This is a genomic window from Pseudomonas sp. W5-36, assembly GCF_046540455.1.
Taxonomy (GTDB): Bacteria; Pseudomonadota; Gammaproteobacteria; order Pseudomonadales; family Pseudomonadaceae; genus Aquipseudomonas; species Aquipseudomonas graminis_B.
In genome coordinates this window covers 1-18,861 of record NZ_JAXCIQ010000015.1, presented here as the reverse complement: position 1 = coordinate 18,861, position 18,861 = coordinate 1, and the positions used below count along the sequence as shown (strand labels likewise).

The window sequence follows — 18,861 nt, the reverse complement described above, 5'->3', positions numbered from 1 at the left end:
TGTCCACTGATGGCCGCTTCTTCGAGGTCAATCAGTGCGTTGATGCGGGCGAGCCAGTCCTTGTAGGCGCCCGACACTTGCTCCATCAGCAGCGTCTGGGCCTGGTCGATTTCACCTTGCTGGCGCAGCTTCAGCAGTTTTTCGGTGGCGCTCAGGGAGGTGCGTTCGGCCGCTTTGATGTTGGCCAGCAGCTCTTGCTCACGGGGCGACGCGCCTTTGGTCTGGTAGATGCGGTCCATGGGCGCCGCGGAGGCCTGATAAAGGCCGTCGAGGCGCTCGATGTCACGCAAATGCGTGGCCAGCCCGGCGTCGTTGCGCACCAGCACGGCGTCGCGCAGGGCAATGGCGCGGTCATGGACGCTGCCCCGGAAATTGATCGCGTAGCGCTGTTTGATGGTGGCGTCCTCACTGACGTCGGTCAGTGCGGATTCCATTAGCCGGACCCGGTTAACGCCAACCAGCGTGACCAGAATCATCAGCGCGAGAACAAGCCCGAAGCCCAATCCCAGGCGCTTGGCGATCGAAAGATTTTTGAACATAAAAGGCACCTGAAATGGGGGGCGTTAATGATATTGGAACGCCATTACTTGGTGCGCTTTATATCGGACTTTCTACGACGTTGCCTAGAGAATTTACCTATCGAATCAATAGTGTCCGTTGGTACTTTCAGAGGGAATTTTTCGACCGCTTCATGTTCCCGGCGAATTGTTGAACGCTCGACCCGCCAGGAATAAAAAAAGCCACCGCACTGGCGTGAGGTGGCTAAAAGTCTTACCAAAGGAATGATGAAGCGGAGCATGATTCGATTGCCTGACGCTGCGGAGTCATCCGGCAATCGAGTCGTGTTCTTCATCGCCGACGACGGTAACATCCGTTCAAAGTTTTCGACTATTACGAAGGTTGATAGTGACTATCAAGAATGGTTGGGAACCCCGCCGGTTGGATAGTGCTACAAGATTTTCGGCCTTCAAGTGCGTGTTTTACCGTGTGTAGAATGTGCATCAACAATAATCAATGTGCTCCTTTGGCTGGAACAGCCGTCCAGTCACTGGCATGTGTGTTTCGTTTCCATCTGCCGCAACGCCCGCTCCAGCGCTGAACCGTATGAATTTCAAACAGCGACCCGCATCCAGGCGGCGCCCGCGCTGGGCTTTAATCGAGACAGGGGACAACAATGACTTTCGTAAAATGGAATCTGATGACGCTGGCGGTTTCGCTGGGTGTCAGTCAATTGGCAACGGCAGGGGTTGTCAGTGATCAATCGGAGGCCAAGGGCTTCGTCGACGACAGCAGTCTGACTGTTCATCTCAAGAACTACTATTTCAATCGGGACAACAAGAACGGCAAGGACGACAGCAAGGACTGGACCCAGGGCGTGCTGGGTAATTTCAGTTCCGGCTTCACCCAGGGCACCGTTGGTTTTGGCGTTGATGCCTACGGTTATTGGGGCCTGAAGCTCGATGGCGGTGGCGGGACCACCGGCACCGGCAACCTGCCCGTGGACAGCCACGGCAATCCGCAGGATGAATTCGGCACCGCCGGTGGTGCGCTGAAGATGCGCATCTCGAAGACCGAATTGCGCTACGGCAACCTGCAGCCCGAGGCGCCGGTGTTTGCCGCAGGGGGGTCACGCCTGTTCCCGCAGACCGCGACCGGTTTTAACCTGCTGAGCAGTGACATCGCGAATCTGGACCTCGATGCCGGTCATTTCACCAGCAGCAACGGCCCGGTCACGACCAACAATGATCACGGCATCTGGGCGGCGTATGCCAACGTTGAAGCCAGCAGCATTGATTACGCGGGCGGTAAATATGCGCTCAGCGATAATCTTTCGGTCAGCCTTTACGGTTCGGACCTCAAGGACGTCTGGCATCAGTACTACGCTAATGCCAACTACACCTTGCCGATCTCTGATCAGCAGTCGTTGAACGTCGATTTCAATATCTACCGCACCAACGACAGCGGTGCCGCCAAGGCCGGGGATATCAACAACACGACCTGGTCGCTGGCGGCTGCTTATTCATTCCTGACCGCTCATACCGTGACGCTGGCGTATCAGAAAGTGCATGGCGACACACCATTCGATTATGTGGCCTTTGGTAATAACGGCGGGGGCGACACTGGCGATTCGATACTGTTGGCCAACTCCGTGCAGTACTCGGACTTCAACGGGCCGGGTGAAAAGTCCTGGCAGGCGCGCTACGACCTGAACATGGCAAGTTACGGTGCGCCGGGTTTGAGCTTCATGGTTCGTTATATCCACGGTGATGACATCGATGGGTCCCACATTCCGTCGAACAGCACGTACACCGGTTATGGCGATGACGGCGACCACCACGAAACCAACCTGGAGGCGAAGTATGTCGTGCAGTCCGGCCCGGCCAAGGACTTGTCCTTGCGCATGCGTCAGGCCTGGCACACCGCCAACGGCGATCAGCCCGATGGCGACGTGAAGGAATTTCGTTTGATTGCGGATTATCCGATCAATATTTTCTGATCGGGTGGCGGGGTGATTCGAATCTCCGCTATATGAAGAAAGCCAGGCTGTCCGAGAGGACGCCTGGCTTTTTTGGTGGTGTCATTCGCCGAGAGAGGTGTCGGCAGGGCGGGCCTCTTCCCGGCTAAAGCCGGTCCTACGAGAATCAGCGGCGTGTGCGTCGTAGGACCGGCTTTAGCCGGGGAGGGGCCGGTATGGCCAACACACCTCTCGATGCCAGTCAGTCAGGCCTGTGATCCCCGCGAATCGAAAAATTCGCCATGTGCTCCAGGCCCTTGATCAGCCCCGAGTGATCCCAGCCACTCCCACCCAGCGCCGCGCAGGTGCTGAACACTTGCTGGGCATTGGCAGTGTTGGGCAGGTTCAGCCCCAATTCCCGCGCGCCTTCCAGGGCCAGGTTCAGGTCCTTCTGATGCAGCGCAATCCTGAAACCCGGGTTGAACGTGCCTTTGATCATCCGCTCGCCATGGACTTCCAGAATCTTCGACGAGGCAAAGCCCCCCATCAATGCGTCGCGCACCTTGGCCGGATCAGCGCCGTTTTTCGAGGCAAAGAGCAGGGCTTCAGCCACCGCCTGAATGTTCAGCGCGACGATGATCTGGTTGGCGACCTTGGCGGTCTGACCGTCACCGTTGCCACCGACCAGGGTGATGTTCTTGCCCATGGCCTGAAACAGGGGCAGGGCGCGTTCGAAGGTCGCCTGCTCGCCGCCGACCATGATACTCAGCGTGGCCGCCCTGGCGCCGACTTCGCCGCCGGACACCGGCGCGTCGAGGTACTGCGCGCCGGTGGCGTTGATTTTCTCGGCAAACGCTTTGGTCGCTGAAGGTGAGATCGAACTCATGTCGATGACCACCTTGCCGGCTCCGGTGCCTTCGCTCAGACCGTTTTCGCCGAACAGCACGTCATTCACCTGCGGCGTGTCCGGCAGCATGACGATGACGAACTCCGCCTCTTGCGCCACTTCCCGCGGGTTGGCCAGCACCGTGGCGCCGCCGTCCACCAGTGACGCGGGCGGGGCACTGAAATGCCGGGAAAGGATCAATTGATGACCTGCCTTCTGCAGGTTTTCTGCCATGGGCAGGCCCATGATGCCGGTGCCGATGAATCCGATGTTAGCCATAGAAGGTGCCTCTGGTTGTTGTTGGGGAGCAAGCGGCAAGCGGCAAGCTTCAAGCCGCAAGCTAGAAGCCTGACTGCGTTCGTCCGGCTGGCAACGGGTGAAGCTTGAAGCTTGAAGCTTGCCGCTGACTTCAGATCAAATTATGGGTTTTCAGCCACCTAAGCCCCGCTGCGGTGGTGGTCAGCGGCGTGTATTCACAGCCGATCCAGCCGCGATAGCCGAGCCGGTCCAGGTGCTTGAACAGAAAGCCGTAGTTGATTTCGCCGGTGCCCGGTTCATGCCGGCCGGGGTTGTCCGCCAGTTGCACGTGGCGGATCGCCGGCAGGTGGTTTTCGAGGGTGCGGGCCAGGTCGCCCTCCATGATTTGCATGTGGTAGATGTCATATTGCAGCGACAGATTGCGGCTGCCGACCTTCTCGCGAATCGCCAGGGCCTGGGCGGTGGTGTTCAGGTAGAACCCCGGAATGTCCAGGGTGTTAATCATTTCCATGACCAAATCGATGCCCTGGGCTTGCAGGCGGTCGGCGGCGTACTTGAGGTTGTCGACGAAAGTCTTCTCGATCAGCCCGTCGTCGAAACCCTGGGGCTTGATCCCCGCCAGGCAGTTGATCTGGGTGTTGCCGAGGACCTTGGCGTAGGCGATGGCCAGGTCAACGCCGGCGTAAAACTCCTCGACCCGATCGGGGTGACAGGCGATGCCGCGCTCACCCTTGGCCCAGTCCCCGGCCGGCAGGTTGAACAGCACTTGGGTGAGTCGGTTGCGGTCCAGCTCGGCCTTGATCTGCGCAGAGCTGAAGTCATAGGGGAACAGGTATTCGACACCGCTGAAACCGGCGTCGGCGGCGGCTTCGAAGCGGTGCAGAAACTCAAGTTCGGTGAACAGCATCGACAGGTTGGCGCATAAACGTGGCATGACGTACTCCTTCTTGTGCTGGGCTCTGTTTCTTGAATAACCGGGTGCAATCAATCCAGCAGGCTGACAGCGGTAGGGGCGTCGGCGCGGGTTTCGGCCAGGGACTCGAATTCGTTGATGGCGTTGATCTCGGTGCCCATCGCAATGTTGGTGACGCGCTCGAGAATGATCTCCACCACCACCGGCACGCGGTGCTGCTGCATCAGGCTCGACGCTTCGGCGAAGGCGGCCTGCAGGTGCGCCGGGTCAAGCACGCGGATCGCCTTGCAGCCCAGGCCTTCGGCAACCGCAACATGATCGACGCCATAGCCTTCCAGCTCAGGCGCGTTGATGTTGTCGAACGCCAGCTGAACGCAGTAGTCGATGTCGAAGTTGCGCTGGGCCTGACGAATGAGGCCCAGGTAGGAGTTGTTCACCACCACATGGATGTACGGCAGCTTGAACTGCGCACCCACGGCCAGTTCTTCGATCATGAACTGAAAGTCGTAGTCCCCTGACAGCGCGACAACCTGGCGGCTCGGGTCAGCCTTGACCACGCCCAGCGCCGCCGGAAGGGTCCAGCCCAGGGGGCCGGCTTGTCCGCAATTGATCCAGTGACGCGGCTTGTAGACGTGGAGGAATTGCGCGCCGGCAATCTGCGACAGGCCGATGGTGCTGATGTAGCAGGTGTCCTTGCCGAAGTACTGATTCATCTCCTCGTACACGCGCTGGGGCTTGACCGGGATGTTCTCGTAATGGGTCTTGCGCTGCAGCGTGCGCTTGCGTTGCTGGCAGCTGGCGAGCCAGTGGCTGCGGTCCTTCAGTTTGCCGGCGGTGTGCCACTCGCGCGCCACTTCGATGAACATTGCCAGCGCTGCGCCGGCGTCGGAAACGATGCCCAGATCCGGCGTCAGCACGCGGCCGATCTGCGTCGGCTCGATGTCAACGTGGATGAAGGTACGCCCTTCGCTGTACACCGACACGGTGCCGGTGTGGCGGTTGGCCCAGCGGTTGCCGATGCCCAGGACCAGATCGGACGCCAGCAGCGTCGCGTTGCCATAGCGGTGGGAGGTCTGCAGCCCGACCATGCCGGCCATCTGCGGGTGATCGTCGGGGATCGTGCCCCAGCCCATCAGCGTCGGGATCACCGGAATGCCGGTCAGCTCGGCGAATTCCACCAGCGCGTCTGACGCATCGGCGTTAATGATGCCGCCACCGGCGACGATCAGCGGACGCTCCGACGCGTTGAGCATCGCCAGGGCTTTTTCGATCTGCTTGCGGCTGGCCTGGGGTTTGACGACCGGCAGCGGTTCGTAAGCGTCGATGTCGAATTCGATCTCGGCCATCTGCACATCGAAGGGCAGGTCGATCAATACCGGGCCGGGCCGGCCGCTGCGCATCAACTGGAAGGCTTTCTGGAACACATACGGCACCTGGCCGGGTTCCATGACGGTGGTTGCCCATTTGGCCACCGGGGCTGCGATGCTGGCGATGTCCACGGCCTGGAAGTCTTCCTTGTGCATCCGTGCACGGGGTGCCTGGCCGGTGATGCAGAGAATCGGAATCGAGTCGGCGGAGGCTGAATAGAGACCGGTGATCATGTCGGTGCCGGCCGGGCCCGACGTACCGATGCACACGCCGATGTTGCCGGCGATGGCACGGGTGTAACCCTCGGCCATGTGCGAAGCGCCTTCGACGTGGCGCGCCAGCACGTGGTCAATGCTGCCGAGTTTCTTGAAGGCGGCGTACAGCGGGTTGATCGCGGCGCCGGGAATTCCGAAGGCGGTGTCGACGCCTTCGCGACGCATCACCAGAACGGCGGCTTCGATGGCTCTCATGACGGTCATTTGTTAGTCTCCTGAACTCGGTAGTTTTTGTACGTAAGCAGCCTGATTTGAATCCGATGCTTTGTGAATGGCTGTTTTTATCCGCTCTATCGGTATCTGGAGTATCGAATGGATCGCTACACGGAATTGCGCAGCTACGTCCTGGTGGCCACCCGTGGCAGTTTCGCCGCCGCTGCACTGGTGGAGGGTGTGACGCCGGTGATCATGGGCCGGCGGCTGAGTGCGCTGGAGGAACGGCTGGGCGTGAAGCTGATTCATCGCTCGACCCGGGGCCTGACCCTGACCGATGCGGGCGAGTCGTACCTGGAGAACGCCAAGCTGGTGCTCCAATCATTCGAGGAACTGGACGCCAGCATCAGCGAGAACGAAAGCAGCGTGCGGGGCCATCTGGTGGTCTCGGCACCGGCGGGGTTTGGCCGCCAGCACGTCGCGCCCCATGCGCCGGAATTTCAGGCGCGGTTTCCGGATTTGCAGCTGTCCTTCAACCTGACTGACAACGTGGTGGATCTGGTGCGTGAGGGTTATGACATGAGCATCCGCATCGGCGAGGTGCTCGACCCCAACTACGTCGCCATCAAGCTGTACGCCAACAAACGCGTGGTCTGTGGCTCACCGGCCTATTTCGCGGAGCACGGATTCCCCCGGGTGCTTGAGGACCTGGCGCAGCACAATTGCCTGTCGTTCAACCTGCAGGGCGGGCAGCATCGCGGCTGGACCTTCCAGCGCGAGGGCAGGCCGGTGGCGATCAAGGTCGCGGGCAATCTGTACTGCAACGATGGCGAGCTGTTGTATGACTGGGCCAAGCGCGGGCTGGGCCTGAGCTGGCGCTCGACGTGGGAGATTCAGAACGCAGTGGAGAGCGGCGCGCTGGTCACCGTGCTGGATGAATTCGCCTTGCCCAGTTACGACATCCAGGGCGTTTACCCGCAGCAGCATTACCTGCCGGCGAAAGTGCGGTTTTTCATCGCGTTTCTGAAAGAGGTGTACAACCGACCGGGGTATTGGCGGCAGGGGTGAGCCGTGATTCCCTGGGCGCCTCAATCAAACGCTTCCCGGCTGAAGCCGGTCCTACACCTCCGCGCCCGACGCGACGATGTGCCGTAACGCACATTCCTGGTGGGCCCGGCTTCAGCCGGGAAGGGGCCGTAACCGGCGCTAAAGCCAGGTTGAATGCACAGACGTCTTCCCGTCCGAAGCCGGTCCTGCCATTGGCGACCCAGGAACCTAAATCAACTCCACCGACACAACCGGCAGCCCGCGAATCTCGCCAACCGCCAGGCCCGGCCCGCGGGTCTTGTACATCCCGGTATAGGAACCGGTCGTGATCACCATCTCCGGCGTCACGCTCAGCCCGTTCTGGGTGTGGTGATTGACCAGCCACGGCAGCAAGCGCCGAGGGTCACCCGCCGGATTCGCCCCGTCCCCCGGCACGATGTCTTCGTCGCCATAGGTAAAGCTCAGCGCAGGCTCGACGAACGGGAAGCTGGCATCGTAATCAACAAATTCGCCAACAATCAGCGCGCCGTGGTTGAGCAGGTCGCCCAACGCCAGCAGCGGTTCGATCTTCGGCCAGGCGGCAAAGCGGCTCGACACCACTTCAATGGTCGCGCCCATCGTCTGGATGCTGCCCAGCACTTCGTCATCCGAATATGCCTCATCGCGAGGGGCGAATTCGCGACCCAGCCGAAAGGCGATCTCCAGTTCCAGAATCGGCGACGGATAGTCGATGCACTCCACCTGGCTGCCGCTGGCAAAAATACCGTCGTCCGGCAGGAGCGCGCCATTGATAGGCCCGGTCGGCGATTTGGCGCCGACCTTCCAGCCGCCCACTGAGGTCTCGCGCAGGCGCAGAATCTCGCGTTGCAGCGCGTAGGCACTGGCCGCATCGGCGGGCACGTACTCAGGGCGGATGTCGGTGATTTTCTGACCGGCGCCCATGGCGTCGACGATCAATTGGGCAATGTTCGCTGGGTGAGACGATGGATTCACGCGGATCTTCCTTCAGACAATTGATGGAAAGCGCCCCGATTCCGTTGCCGGTCAGGCGAGGGACGGCGGAGCCAGCGTGACTACTCTAACCCTATTTCGGCCGGTGGGCCGAGGCTGGGCTGCGGACCCGTGCCCGCACTCAAACTCGCCCGGCGCTGTACGCCAGGTCCGCGCGCAGACGCTGAACGCAGAAATCAACGAACGAGCGCACTTTGGATGAGCCTCTTCGGCCTTCGACGTAGACCACGTAAACCGGCATCGGCGTGACCTCGAAGTCTTCGAGCACGGCGCGCAACGTGCCCGCCTGCAGGTGTCGGCGAATCTGGTAGGACGGCACCTGAGTCAGGCCCCAGCCATCAAGGGCGGCATGAGTGGACGCCGTGAACGAGGTCATTGCCAACCGCGATTGCACCTTCACGTCCTGGTGCTGGCCGTCGATGCGGAAGGTCCACGCGGGGCTGCGGCCGGTAATCATCACGGAAACGGTTTCGCGCTCGATGAGCTCGTGGGGATGCCGGGGAGTGCCATGGGCCTTGAGGTAAGCGGGGGAGGCGCAGACCATGCGCCGGACGCTGCCGACCTGAATGGCGGTCATCGACGAATCGGGCAACTCGCCGATGCGCACCGAGACGTCGATGCCTTCTTCCAGCTGCCCGGCGATTCGGTCCATTAACAGGCCGCGGATCTGCACTTGGGGATGCTGGTTCAGGTACTCGGTCATGACCGGCGTGACGTGCAGGTCGCCGAACACTTGCGGCGCGGTAACGGTCAGCAACCCACGCGGCGTCCCATGAATGCCGGCGGCGGCGCTCTCGGCCTCCTGCAGATCGGCCAGCAAGCGCCGGCAGTCGTCGGCGAAACGCACGCCGGCTTCGGTCAGGCGCAGCTGCCGGGTGGTGCGCACGATCAGCAAGGTGCCGAGCCGTGCTTCCAGCTGCGCGACGGCCCGGGTGACGGTGGCCGTGGACACGTTCAGTTTGCGCGACACCGCCGCGAAGCTGGGGCCTTCGGCAACGGCGGCGAAAAGGGTCATTTCCTGAATGCGGTCCACTGAGCGTCCGTTCCGAGTCAACGAGAGCGGCAGTCTGCGGCAAATCCGGGCAAGCGGAAAGGCCTGATCCAGACGGTCAGAAAAACACCCGGGCGGTCATGTTTGCTTGGTGCTCCGGCGACGCCTTCTATATTCTTGCTGACGCTGGACGCCTCGAACGAAAGCCGGCGCTCGACTCGGCAGGGGACAGACCCGCATTCACGCACGGCCAAAGGAACGCAGATGAGCACCACCAGCACGCCGCTCTCCGGCGTCAACCAGCCATTGAAGGGCATCGCACTGATTCTGTTTGCGACCTTTCTGTTTTCCAGTCATGACACGCTGTCCAAATACCTCTCCGGCATCTACCCGATCATGATGGTGGTCTGGGTGCGCTATGTGGTGCACACCGGGCTGATGGCGTGCATTTTCATGCCCTCGGCGGGCCTGCGTGTGCTGCGCACCAAGCGCCCGGGGCTGCAGGCGTTGCGCGCGGTGTGCCTGCTGGGCACAAGCTTGTTGTTCACCAGTGGCCTGATGTTCATCCCGATCGCCGAAGCGACGGCGGTCAACTTTCTCGCGCCGCTGCTGGTGACGGCCTTGTCGGTGCCGCTGCTCAAAGAGACGGTCAGTCGCGGTCAATGGATCGCGGTGCTGGTGGGTTTTAGCGGGGTACTGGTGATCGTGCACCCCGGCGGCGAGCTGTTTCGGCCGGCGGTGTTACTGCCGCTGGGCTCGGCGTTCTGCTTCGCCTGCTACCAGTTGCTGACCCGTCTGGTCGCGGCCCACGACAGCCCGACCACCAGTAACTTCTTCGCCGGTCTGTTCAACAGCCTGCTGATGAGCGCCATCGTGCCGTTCTTCTGGCAGTCACCGGAGTGGAAGCACATTCCGTTCATGCTGGCGCTGGGCACCTGCGGCATGGTTGCGCACCTGATGCTGACCCAGGCCTTCCGCTTCGCTGCACCGGCCATGCTGGCGCCGTTCGGGTACTGTCAGATCGTCTTCGCCGGCTTGTGGGGCTACATCGTGTTCAACCATTCGCCATCCCTTGTCGCCCAGGCCGGCATCGCGATCATCTGCCTCAGCGGCCTGGCGGCGGCGTGGCAGCAGCGCAAGAAGGGCGGTTGACGACGGCGGGTTCATGACCTGCGCGGCGCCATGAAATACATCCAGATCAACGCAATGAAGTACATCACCGGGATCAGGGTGAACAGCACGCTGTAGTTATTCTGCGTCGCGGTGAGGACCGCGCCGACGATCTGCGTCATGAACATGCCGCCGATGGCCGCGCACATGCCGCCGAAGCCGAACACCGTGCTGATCATGTGCCGGGGCGTGTAATCCATGACCAGGCTCCAGATGTTCGCCGTCCAGGCCTGATGGGCACCCACCGCCAGGGCGATCGCCGTGACGGCCACCCACAGACCGCTGGCGTTGGCGGCGAACACCACGCCAATGATCGTCAGCGCGAACACCAGCATCGACAGAAAGCGTGCGGTCATCGGCCGCATGCCCCGGCCGATCAGCCACGAAGACAGGATCCCGCCCCCGACACTGCCGAAGTCGGCGGTCAGCCAGATCAGCATCAGCGGGATGCCCATCTGCGTCACGCTGATGCCGAGGTTGTATTGCTGATTCAGAAACGGCGGCAGCCAGTACAGGTAAAACCAGAACACCGGCGCGGTGAGGGCGTAGGCGAGGGCAAAGGCCCACGTGCCGCGCATTTTCAGGATGCGCGAGAGCGGTACCTTTTCCCCTTCAGGCTCCGTTTCAGGGTCGGCATCGCTGTCGATGTAGGCGCGCTCACTGGCACGTACCGTCGGATGGTCGTGGGGATTGAAATACGTCAGCCGCCAGGTGATGACCCAGACCAGCCCCAGCGAGCCCATGCAGATAAACGCCGCCTGCCAGCCCCACACGGTCAGGATCAGCGGCAACAACGCAGGCGTGACCATCGCGCCGACGTTGGTGCCGGCGTTGAAAATGCCGGTGGCCACGGCGCGTTCTCCGGCCGGGAACCACACACGGGTGACCTTGACGCAGGCCGGGTAATTGGCGGCTTCGGTCAGGCCCAGAATAAACCGGCAGACCATGAAGCCCGCCGCTGATGTCGCCAGACCGTGGGCGCCCGTGGCGAGACTCCACAGCAGCACCGCGAGGAAGAACGCGCGCTTGACGCCGACCCGATCAATGAAACGCCCCTGCAGCAGAAAACCGATGGCGTAACCGACCTGAAACCAGAAGTTGATGTTGGCGTAATCCATCGCCGTCCAGCTCATCTGCTCTGCGAGAATCGGCTGCATGACGCCCAGTGCCGCGCGGTCGATGTAGTTCAGGGTGGTGGCGAAGAACACCAGTGCCAGCATGCCCCAACGGGTTTTGCCGACGGCCAGTGCGCCGCGAATCTTGTCGTTCATGCCGGCATGGGGCGGCGCAGGGCGGGAGGCGACCGGGGCAGGCGAAGCAGAAGGGGAACGCATAAGCATCAAGCCTGTTTTGAAATTGTTATGGTGGTGTCCGCGCGGCCAGGGCAGTGGCCCTGCAAAGCGTCATACAACTAACCGTATGGTTCATTTCATTTGATGTCGTGTCCAACGGCGCGAATAATCCCACGAACGCCCGCCAGGTTCGAGCCTCATCGACGCCAGGTGGCCATGTGATTATTCAGGAGATTCCCCCCGCATGCAGCGCTCGATCGCCACTGTTTCCTTGAGCGGCACCCTGCCGGAAAAGCTCGAAGCCATTGCTGCAGCAGGTTTCGATGGCGTAGAAATCTTTGAAAACGACTTGCTCAATCACAACGGCAGCCCGCGTCAGGTGCGGCAGCTGTGCGCGGATCTGGGCATCGCTATCACCCTGTTTCAACCGTTCAGTGACTTCGAAGGCTGTCGCCGCGAGCACCTGCAGCGCAACCTCGACCGCGCCGAACGCAAATTCGACCTGATGCAGGCACTCGGCACCGACCTGATGCTGGTCTGCAGCAACACCGCCAGCGACTCACTGGGTGAGCGAAACGTTCTGCTCGATGACCTTGGGTCGATCGCCGAGCGGGCAGGTGCGCGTCAACTGCGGGTGGGCTATGAGGGCCTGGCATGGGGACGTCACGTCAACACCTGGCAGCAGGTCTGGGATTTGGTCCGGCAGGTCGACCATCCGGCCCTCGGCGTGCTGCTCGACAGTTTCCACACGCTGTCGCTCAAGGGGGATCCGAGCGGGATTGCGCAGATTCCCGGCGACAAGATCTTCTTCGTGCAAATGGCCGACGCGCCGCTGCTGAACATGGGCGTGCTGGAGTGGAGTCGGCATTTCCGGTGTTTCCCGGGGCAGGGCGAATTCGATTGCGCGGGTTTCCTCGCGGCGGTCCTGCGCAGCGGTTACACCGGCCCGCTGTCGCTGGAGATTTTCAATGACGTGTTTCGCGCCGCACCCACTCGGGCCAACGCCGCCGATGGCCTGCGTTCGTTGCTGCACCTGGAGGAGCAAACCCGCGCGCTGCTGGAGCAGCAGTCTCAACCCGCTGCACCGTCAATGTTGTTCCATCCGCCGGCGCCCAGCGCCTGCAACGGCGCGGCGTTTATCGAGTTCGCCGTGGACGATGCCCAGGGTGCACGGCTGGGCAGCTGGCTGCATGGCCTGGGGCTCGACACCTTGGGTCAGCACCGCAGCAAAGCCGTGACCCTGCTGGGGCAGGGCGATATCAAGATACTGTTGAACGCCGAGCGCTTCTCCTCACCTCCGATGTCTTCCGCTGCGGCTTCTTTCGCTGCCCCTTCTTTCATGAACTCCGCCCTCGAAACTCCCGCCCCGTCGCTGCGCGCCATGGCGTTGCGGGTGAACGACAGCGCTGCTGCGCTGGAGCGGGCGAGTCAGCTCAATGCCGAAACCCATCGCGGCCCGGTGGGCCCTGATGCTCGAGCGGTCCCGGCAGTGCGCGCGCCGGACGGCAGCCTGATGTATCTGATCGAGGCCGCCGCACCGGGGCAATCGAGCTGGGACAGCGACTTCACCCTGAGCCCGCCACCCTTCACGCCAAGCGGTTTGCAGCGCATCGATCACGTTGCCATGGCCTTGCCTGCCGACAGGCTCGACAGCGCGGAGCTGTTCTACAAAGCCGTGCTGGATTTCGAGGCCGATGCCGATGCGCTGCTGCCCGACCCTTACGGGCTGGTGAAAACCCGGGCGCTGCGCAGCCGTTGCGGCACCGTGCGCCTGTCGCTGAACACCCCGGATCATGGCGACACGGCCATCGCCCGCGGGTTGGCGAGCCACGGCGGCGCAGGCGTTGATCACGTCGCCTTTGCCTGCGACGACATCTTTGTCCAGGTCGCCCGCGCCGAAGCGGCAGGCGTGCAGTGGCTGGATATTCCCCAGAACTACTACGACGACTTGGGAGCGCGCTTCGGTTTCGACGACGGGTTCCTCGACAAACTGGCGCAGCACCACGTGCTGTATGACCGTGACGCCCACGGTGGCGAGCTGTTTCACGCCTACACCCAAGCGTTCGACGAGCGTTTTTTCTTTGAAATCCTCCAGCGCAGCAACGGCTATGCGGGTAATGGCGAGGCGAACGCCGCGGTACGCCTGGCGGCGATGGCCCGGGCCCGCAGCGGCTCGGGACGGGCGTGATCGCCCATGGCGCCTGGTGACGAGCCGCTTCCGTAACGCACCGGTGCGGCCCATAATCCCGCGATTCCACCGTGGTCGTGAGCCCCGCATGAAAACCGTTGACGACAGCCTCGCCGAAGCGCGCCCAGATGAACGCGCTCAGTCGCCGCGCAAGTCCCGCAAGAACAATCCGGAAAAAACCCGTGACGGCATCCTTCAGGCGGCCGTCGCCGAGTTCGTCGCCCAGGGCCTCTCCGGCGCACGCGTCGATGCGATTGCCGAGCGCACGCAAACCTCCAAGCGGATGATCTATTACTACTTCAACAGCAAAGAGCAGCTGTACACCGAGGTGCTGGAGAAACTTTACGGCGACATCCGCACCACGGAAAGCAGCCTTGACCTGGACGTGCTCGCACCGGAAGCAGCGATCAGGCGGCTGGTGGAATTCACCTTCGATCACCACGACCGCAACGTCGATTTCGTGCGCATCGTCTGCATCGAAAACATCCACAACGGCGCCAACGTCAAACAGTCCGCGACCATCCGCGAGCTGAGCCGGAACGTCCTGCAGGCGCTGGACGAAACCTTGCGGCGCGGTGAGCAGGCCGGCGTTTTCCGGCCAAGCGTGCAGGCCGTTGACCTGCACATGCTGATGAGCTCGTTCTGTTTCTACCGCGTGTCCAACCGTCACACGTTTGCCGAGATTTTCCAGATCGACCTGGAGGACGAAGGGGTCAAGGCGCGGCAGAAAGCGATGATCTGTGATTCGGTGATGCGTTACCTGCTGCCGTCACCGGGCGAGTTCAACGCCACGCCGGCCTGAAGACCCGAACGATGCCGCGACGATCGCCACTGGCCAAAACCACCACGCGTTCTGCGCGCTTTGACTATTGCCCATCCACGCGGCAGAGCGGAGTATTTCGCCCCCCAACAATAAAAGTGTAAGGACGACACAATCATGCAGATCGGCGGCAAGGTATTCCTGGTCAGTGGCGGCGCGTCCGGGCTGGGTGCGGCCAGCGCACAGATGCTCATCGACGCCGGGGCCAGCGTGATGCTGGTGGACGTCAACGCCGAGGCGCTCGCGGCGCACGTGGAAAAACTGGGCGGCAAGGCCCGGGCCAGCGTCAGCGACATCACCCGGGAGAGCGACGTTCAGGCCGCAGTGGATGCGGCGCTGAGTGCGTTTGGCCAGATCAATGGCGTCATCAACTGCGCCGGCATCGTCGGCGCCGAGAAAATCCTTGGCAAAGAAGGCCCTCACGGCCTCGACAGTTTCAGCCGGGTGATCAACGTCAACCTCATCGGCAGCTTCAACCTGCTGCGCCTCGCTGCCGTGGCCATCGCCGAAAGCACGGCCGACGCCGGCGGCGAGCGTGGCGTCATCATCAACACCGCATCGGTCGCCGCCTATGACGGCCAGATCGGCCAGGCGGCGTATGCGGCCTCCAAGGGCGCCATTGTCAGCCTGACCCTGCCCGCCGCCCGTGAACTGGCGCGTTACGGCATCCGCGTCATGACCATCGCCCCGGGCATTTTCGAAACGCCGATGATGGCCGGCATGACCCCCCAGGTGCGCGAGAGCCTGTCCGCCGGCGTGCCATTCCCGCCACGCCTGGGCAAGCCCGAGGAATACGCCGCGCTGGCACGCCACATCATCGAAAACAGCATGCTCAACGGCGAGGTGATCCGTCTGGACGGCGCCTTGCGCATGGCGGCTCGCTAATCGAGGAAATTCCATCATGTCTTTGAACAAACGTCAGACGTTGAACGACGACCCTGTGGTAATCGTGAGTGCTGCGCGCACGCCCATGGGCGCCTTTCAGGGTGATCTCAAAAGCCTGACTGCGCCGCAATTGGGCGCCGCTGCCATACGCGCCGCGGTTGAGCGCGCGGGCATTGATCCAGCGCAGGTCGATGAAGTGCTGTTCGGTTGTGTGTTGCCGGCCGGGCTGGGCCAGGCGCCTGCGCGTCAGGCGGCATTGGGCGCCGGGCTCAGCGACGCCACCACCTGCACCACCTTGAACAAGATGTGCGGGTCGGGCATGCAGGCGGCCATCCTCGGCCACGACATGCTGCTGGCCGGCAGCGCCGACGTGGTCATCGCCGGTGGCATGGAGAGCATGTCCAACGCGCCGTATTTGCTGGAGAAGGCCCGCAGCGGTTACCGCGTGGGCCACGGCCAGATCATCGACCACATGTTTCTCGACGGCCTTGAAGATGCCTACGACCGTGGTCGACTGATGGGCACCTTCGCCGAGGAGTGCGCCGGGCTGGAAAATTTCAGTCGGGAAGCCCAGGACGGTTTTGCGGTCGCCTCGCTGACCCGGGCGCAGGAAGCCATGACGCGCGGCTGGTTCGACGCTGAAATTGTCCCGGTGGAGGCCACGGTGGGCAAGGCGCGCAAGACCATTCGCCAGGACGAGCAGCCACCCAAAGCGAAGTTGGACAAGATCCCGCTGCTCAAACCGGCGTTCCGCGAAGGCGGCACCGTGACAGCAGCCAACTCAAGCTCGATCTCCGACGGCGCTGCAGCCCTGACCCTGATGCGCCAGTCCGAAGCACAACGACGTGGGATCACGCCGTTGGCGGTCATCCATGGCCACGCCGCTTATGCCAATGAGCCGGGGTTGTTTCCGACCGCACCGGTAGGCGCCATCGACAAGCTGATGAGCAAGACCGGCTGGTCCCTGGCAGACGTGGACCTGTTCGAGATCAACGAAGCGTTCGCGGTCGTCGCGCTTGTCACCATGGCCCGCTTGGAACTGCCCCATCACAAGGTCAACGTGCATGGCGGCGCCTGCGCATTGGGCCATCCCATTGGCGCATCAGGGGCGAGAATTCTGGTGACGTTGCTGTCGGCGTTGAAGCAGCGGGGTCTTAAGCGAGGGGTCGCAGCCATTTGCATCGGCGGCGGCGAAGCGACCGCGATGGCCGTTGAGCTTATTCTTTAATATCAATGTCTTGTGCTGTGTTTCGCATGTTAAATCTACGATAGCGGCTGACTGCCTTCCGCGATAATAAAAGGTATATAAAACAATGAATTACATGACTATCCTCAAAGAGGTTCGAGGTCGGGTTGCACTCTTGACCCTCAATCGCCCAGAGGCGCTTAACGCCTTGAATGCGCAGCTCATCAGCGAACTCAACCACGCCCTCGACGAGCTGGAGGGCGATCACGGCATCGGCTGCATTGTGCTGACCGGCTCGGCAAAAGCGTTCGCCGCCGGGGCTGACATCAAGGAAATGGCCGAGCTGAAATACCCGCAGATCTATCTGGATGACCTGTTCAGCGACAGCGATCGGGTGGCCAATCGCCGCAAACCGATCATCGCCGCCGTCTCGGGGTTTGCCCTCGGTGGCGGCTGCGAACTGGCGCTGATGTGCGACTTCATTCTGGCGGCCGACAACGCGCGCTTCGGTCAGCCGGAAATCAAGCTGGGCGTGCTGCCCGGCATGGGCGGCACCCAGCGTCTGACCCGGGCGGTGGGCAAGGCCAAGGCCATGGAAATGTGTCTGACCGGGCGCCTGATCGACGCCGTCGAAGCGGAGCGGGCCGGGTTGGTGGCGCGCATCGTGCCGCAGGACCAACTGCTGGATGAGGCAATGAACGTCGCGGCCGGTATCGCGGCGAAGTCGCTGCCGGCAGCCATGATGGTCAAGGAAAGCGTGAACCGCGCCTTTGAAGTCAGCCTGGCCGAAGGGATTCGTTTCGAACGCCGGGTGTTCCATGCGGCGTTTGCCAGCGAGGACCAGAAGGAAGGCATGGCGGCGTTCATCGAGAAGCGCGAGCCGGTGTTCAAGCATCGCTGATCCAGGTCAGGGCGCCGGCGCGTCTCAGGGGTGTCTTCTGGCGCCAGCGTGTATAAAATGCGCCGGTCGCCGCGGTTCACCCCCGGCCTGTCATTATCGATCACCCTATTTTCAGCGTTTATCGTCATGGGCCCGGCGTGCAAGACACGTCGGATCCGAGCGATTCATCGCCACCGGAACAAGAGAGCAATCATGGGCGCACAGTGGAAGGTCAAACACAAAGAAGCGGCAGCCAACGCCAAGGGGCGTATTTTCGGCAAGCTGTCCAAGGAAATCATGATTGCCGCGCGCTCCGGCCCTGACCCCGACATGAACGCGCGCCTGCGACTGGTGGTCGAGCAGGCCAAGAAAGCCTCCATGCCCCGCGAGACACTGGAACGCGCCATCAAGAAAGGCGCCGGTTTGCTCGGCGAGCACGTGCACTTCGAAAAATTGACCTACGAAGGCTTCGCCCCGCACAAAGTCCCGGTCATCGTCGAGTGCCTGACTGACAACATCAACCGTACCGTGTCCGAGATCCGCGTGCTGTTCCGCAAGGGCCAGCTGGGTGCCGAGGGTTCGATCACTTGGGATTTCGACCACCTGGGCATGATTGACGCCGTCGCCGCCAAAGACGATGCAGACGCCGACGAAGCCGCCATCGAAGCCGGTGCTCAAGACGTTGAACAGGGCGACGAAGGCGTTGCAACGTTTTACACCGACACCACCGACCTCGACGCCGTGTGCAAGGCGCTGCCTGAGTTCGGCTTCACCGTCGAGTCCGCCAAGATCGGCTACCGCCCGAAAAACCCGGTTGAAGGCCTGAGCGAAGAGCAGATGGCCGAGGTCGAAGCCTTCCTCGAAGCGATCGACAGCCACGATGACGTGCAAAACGTGTACGTGGGTTTGGCGGGGTAAGGTTTTCAGCTCTATTTCCGGCTGAAGCCGGTCCTGCTGATCCACCGCGCACGCTTCGTAATTGGATGGACTCGCCCAAGCCGAGGCGTCAGTAGCGCCACGGTGGCATTCTTAAGAAGCCAACGACAGCGAGGGCGAGCCCATGAAAAAGCATACGATCAAAAG

Annotated in this window: 15 protein-coding genes and 1 pseudogene; 9 read left to right on the top strand and 7 right to left on the bottom strand. The window is 62.1% G+C overall.

All coding sequences use genetic code 11. The features are described 5' to 3' along the window. Positions 1-29: 29 nt before the first annotated feature. A pseudogene (locus SLW74_RS20750) lies at positions 30-539 on the bottom strand (MCP four helix bundle domain-containing protein); the annotation flags it as partial. Between the two features lie 635 nt (positions 540-1,174). On the opposite strand from SLW74_RS20750, the gene SLW74_RS20745 reads away from it, so the two are divergent. Continuing rightward, positions 1,175-2,497, top strand: coding sequence for an OprD family porin (locus tag SLW74_RS20745; RefSeq protein WP_410929946.1), 1,323 nt, complete (start codon positions 1,175-1,177; stop codon positions 2,495-2,497). A 220-nt stretch (positions 2,498-2,717) separates the two neighbouring features. Here SLW74_RS20745 and SLW74_RS20740 read toward each other — a convergent pair whose 3' ends face one another. From SLW74_RS20740 to gcl, 3 genes are all read right to left on the bottom strand, one after another. Further along, complete coding sequence (locus SLW74_RS20740; protein ID WP_192131818.1) at positions 2,718-3,620, bottom strand: 2-hydroxy-3-oxopropionate reductase; 903 nt, start codon at positions 3,618-3,620, stop codon at positions 2,718-2,720. A gap of 130 nt (positions 3,621-3,750) precedes the next feature. Further along, positions 3,751-4,533 (bottom strand): hydroxypyruvate isomerase, encoded by a 783-nt coding sequence (hyi, locus tag SLW74_RS20735; protein WP_410929945.1) that lies wholly within the window; start codon positions 4,531-4,533, stop codon positions 3,751-3,753. Positions 4,534-4,583: 50 nt separating this feature from the next. Then, entirely contained in the window at positions 4,584-6,359 is a 1,776-nt protein-coding gene (gene gcl / locus SLW74_RS20730) for a glyoxylate carboligase (RefSeq protein WP_410929944.1), read from the bottom strand. A gap of 108 nt (positions 6,360-6,467) precedes the next feature. Here gcl and SLW74_RS20725 point away from each other — a divergent pair, with 108 nt between their 5' ends. After that, positions 6,468-7,376, top strand: a complete 909-nt coding sequence (locus SLW74_RS20725; RefSeq protein ID WP_410929943.1) for a LysR family transcriptional regulator — start codon at positions 6,468-6,470, stop codon at positions 7,374-7,376. A gap of 207 nt (positions 7,377-7,583) precedes the next feature. Here the strand turns inward: SLW74_RS20725 and SLW74_RS20720 are convergent, their stop codons facing one another. Further along, entirely contained in the window at positions 7,584-8,348 is a 765-nt protein-coding gene (locus tag SLW74_RS20720) for a 2-keto-4-pentenoate hydratase (RefSeq protein ID WP_192131810.1), read from the bottom strand. Between the two features lie 139 nt (positions 8,349-8,487). Then, a complete protein-coding gene (locus SLW74_RS20715) occupies positions 8,488-9,399 on the bottom strand; it encodes a LysR family transcriptional regulator (RefSeq protein WP_410929942.1) in 912 nt (303 codons plus the stop codon). A 222-nt stretch (positions 9,400-9,621) separates the two neighbouring features. Here SLW74_RS20715 and SLW74_RS20710 point away from each other — a divergent pair, with 222 nt between their 5' ends. After that, positions 9,622-10,509, top strand: coding sequence for a DMT family transporter (locus SLW74_RS20710; RefSeq protein ID WP_065990546.1), 888 nt, complete (start codon positions 9,622-9,624; stop codon positions 10,507-10,509). Between the two features lie 11 nt (positions 10,510-10,520). Here the strand turns inward: SLW74_RS20710 and SLW74_RS20705 are convergent, their stop codons facing one another. Further along, positions 10,521-11,798 (bottom strand): MFS transporter, encoded by a 1,278-nt coding sequence (locus SLW74_RS20705; protein WP_410930012.1) that lies wholly within the window; start codon positions 11,796-11,798, stop codon positions 10,521-10,523. A gap of 265 nt (positions 11,799-12,063) precedes the next feature. On the opposite strand from SLW74_RS20705, the gene SLW74_RS20700 reads away from it, so the two are divergent. The 6 genes from SLW74_RS20700 (at position 12,064) to SLW74_RS20675 (ending at position 18,696) form a co-directional block, all read left to right on the top strand. Next, positions 12,064-14,007: a bifunctional sugar phosphate isomerase/epimerase/4-hydroxyphenylpyruvate dioxygenase family protein gene (locus SLW74_RS20700; protein ID WP_410929941.1), complete on the top strand. Its 1,944-nt coding sequence runs from the start codon at positions 12,064-12,066 to the stop codon at positions 14,005-14,007. Between the two features lie 88 nt (positions 14,008-14,095). Then, complete coding sequence (locus SLW74_RS20695) at positions 14,096-14,809, top strand: TetR/AcrR family transcriptional regulator (RefSeq protein WP_410929940.1); 714 nt, start codon at positions 14,096-14,098, stop codon at positions 14,807-14,809. A 135-nt stretch (positions 14,810-14,944) separates the two neighbouring features. Beyond that, positions 14,945-15,712, top strand: coding sequence for a 3-hydroxyacyl-CoA dehydrogenase (locus SLW74_RS20690; RefSeq protein ID WP_410929939.1), 768 nt, complete (start codon positions 14,945-14,947; stop codon positions 15,710-15,712). A 16-nt stretch (positions 15,713-15,728) separates the two neighbouring features. Then, positions 15,729-16,940: an acetyl-CoA C-acyltransferase gene (locus tag SLW74_RS20685; RefSeq protein WP_410929938.1), complete on the top strand. Its 1,212-nt coding sequence runs from the start codon at positions 15,729-15,731 to the stop codon at positions 16,938-16,940. Between the two features lie 85 nt (positions 16,941-17,025). Further along, positions 17,026-17,799, top strand: coding sequence for an enoyl-CoA hydratase (locus SLW74_RS20680; RefSeq protein ID WP_369319051.1), 774 nt, complete (start codon positions 17,026-17,028; stop codon positions 17,797-17,799). A gap of 192 nt (positions 17,800-17,991) precedes the next feature. Further along, positions 17,992-18,696 carry a YebC/PmpR family DNA-binding transcriptional regulator gene (locus SLW74_RS20675; protein ID WP_065990568.1) on the top strand — a complete coding sequence of 235 codons (705 nt, stop codon included), beginning with the start codon at positions 17,992-17,994 and terminating at the stop codon, positions 18,694-18,696. The last annotated feature ends 165 nt before the right edge of the window (positions 18,697-18,861 follow it).

Bases quoted from the DNA above. Each gene is read 5' to 3' on its own strand.
- SLW74_RS20740 (WP_192131818.1), bottom strand. From the start codon at position 3,620: ATGGCTAACATCGGATTCATCGGCACCGGCATCATGGGCCTGCCCATG.
- SLW74_RS20700 (WP_410929941.1), top strand. From the start codon at position 12,064: ATGCAGCGCTCGATCGCCACTGTTTCCTTGAGCGGCACCCTGCCGGAA.
- SLW74_RS20685 (WP_410929938.1), top strand. From the start codon at position 15,729: ATGTCTTTGAACAAACGTCAGACGTTGAACGACGACCCTGTGGTAATC.
- gcl (WP_410929944.1), bottom strand. From the start codon at position 6,359: ATGACCGTCATGAGAGCCATCGAAGCCGCCGTTCTGGTGATGCGTCGC.
- hyi (WP_410929945.1), bottom strand. From the start codon at position 4,533: ATGCCACGTTTATGCGCCAACCTGTCGATGCTGTTCACCGAACTTGAG.
- SLW74_RS20725 (WP_410929943.1), top strand. From the start codon at position 6,468: ATGGATCGCTACACGGAATTGCGCAGCTACGTCCTGGTGGCCACCCGT.
- SLW74_RS20705 (WP_410930012.1), bottom strand. From the start codon at position 11,798: ATGAACGACAAGATTCGCGGCGCACTGGCCGTCGGCAAAACCCGTTGG.
- SLW74_RS20745 (WP_410929946.1), top strand. From the start codon at position 1,175: ATGACTTTCGTAAAATGGAATCTGATGACGCTGGCGGTTTCGCTGGGT.
- SLW74_RS20690 (WP_410929939.1), top strand. From the start codon at position 14,945: ATGCAGATCGGCGGCAAGGTATTCCTGGTCAGTGGCGGCGCGTCCGGG.
- SLW74_RS20695 (WP_410929940.1), top strand. From the start codon at position 14,096: ATGAAAACCGTTGACGACAGCCTCGCCGAAGCGCGCCCAGATGAACGC.
- SLW74_RS20675 (WP_065990568.1), top strand. From the start codon at position 17,992: ATGGGCGCACAGTGGAAGGTCAAACACAAAGAAGCGGCAGCCAACGCC.
- SLW74_RS20710 (WP_065990546.1), top strand. From the start codon at position 9,622: ATGAGCACCACCAGCACGCCGCTCTCCGGCGTCAACCAGCCATTGAAG.
- SLW74_RS20680 (WP_369319051.1), top strand. From the start codon at position 17,026: ATGAATTACATGACTATCCTCAAAGAGGTTCGAGGTCGGGTTGCACTC.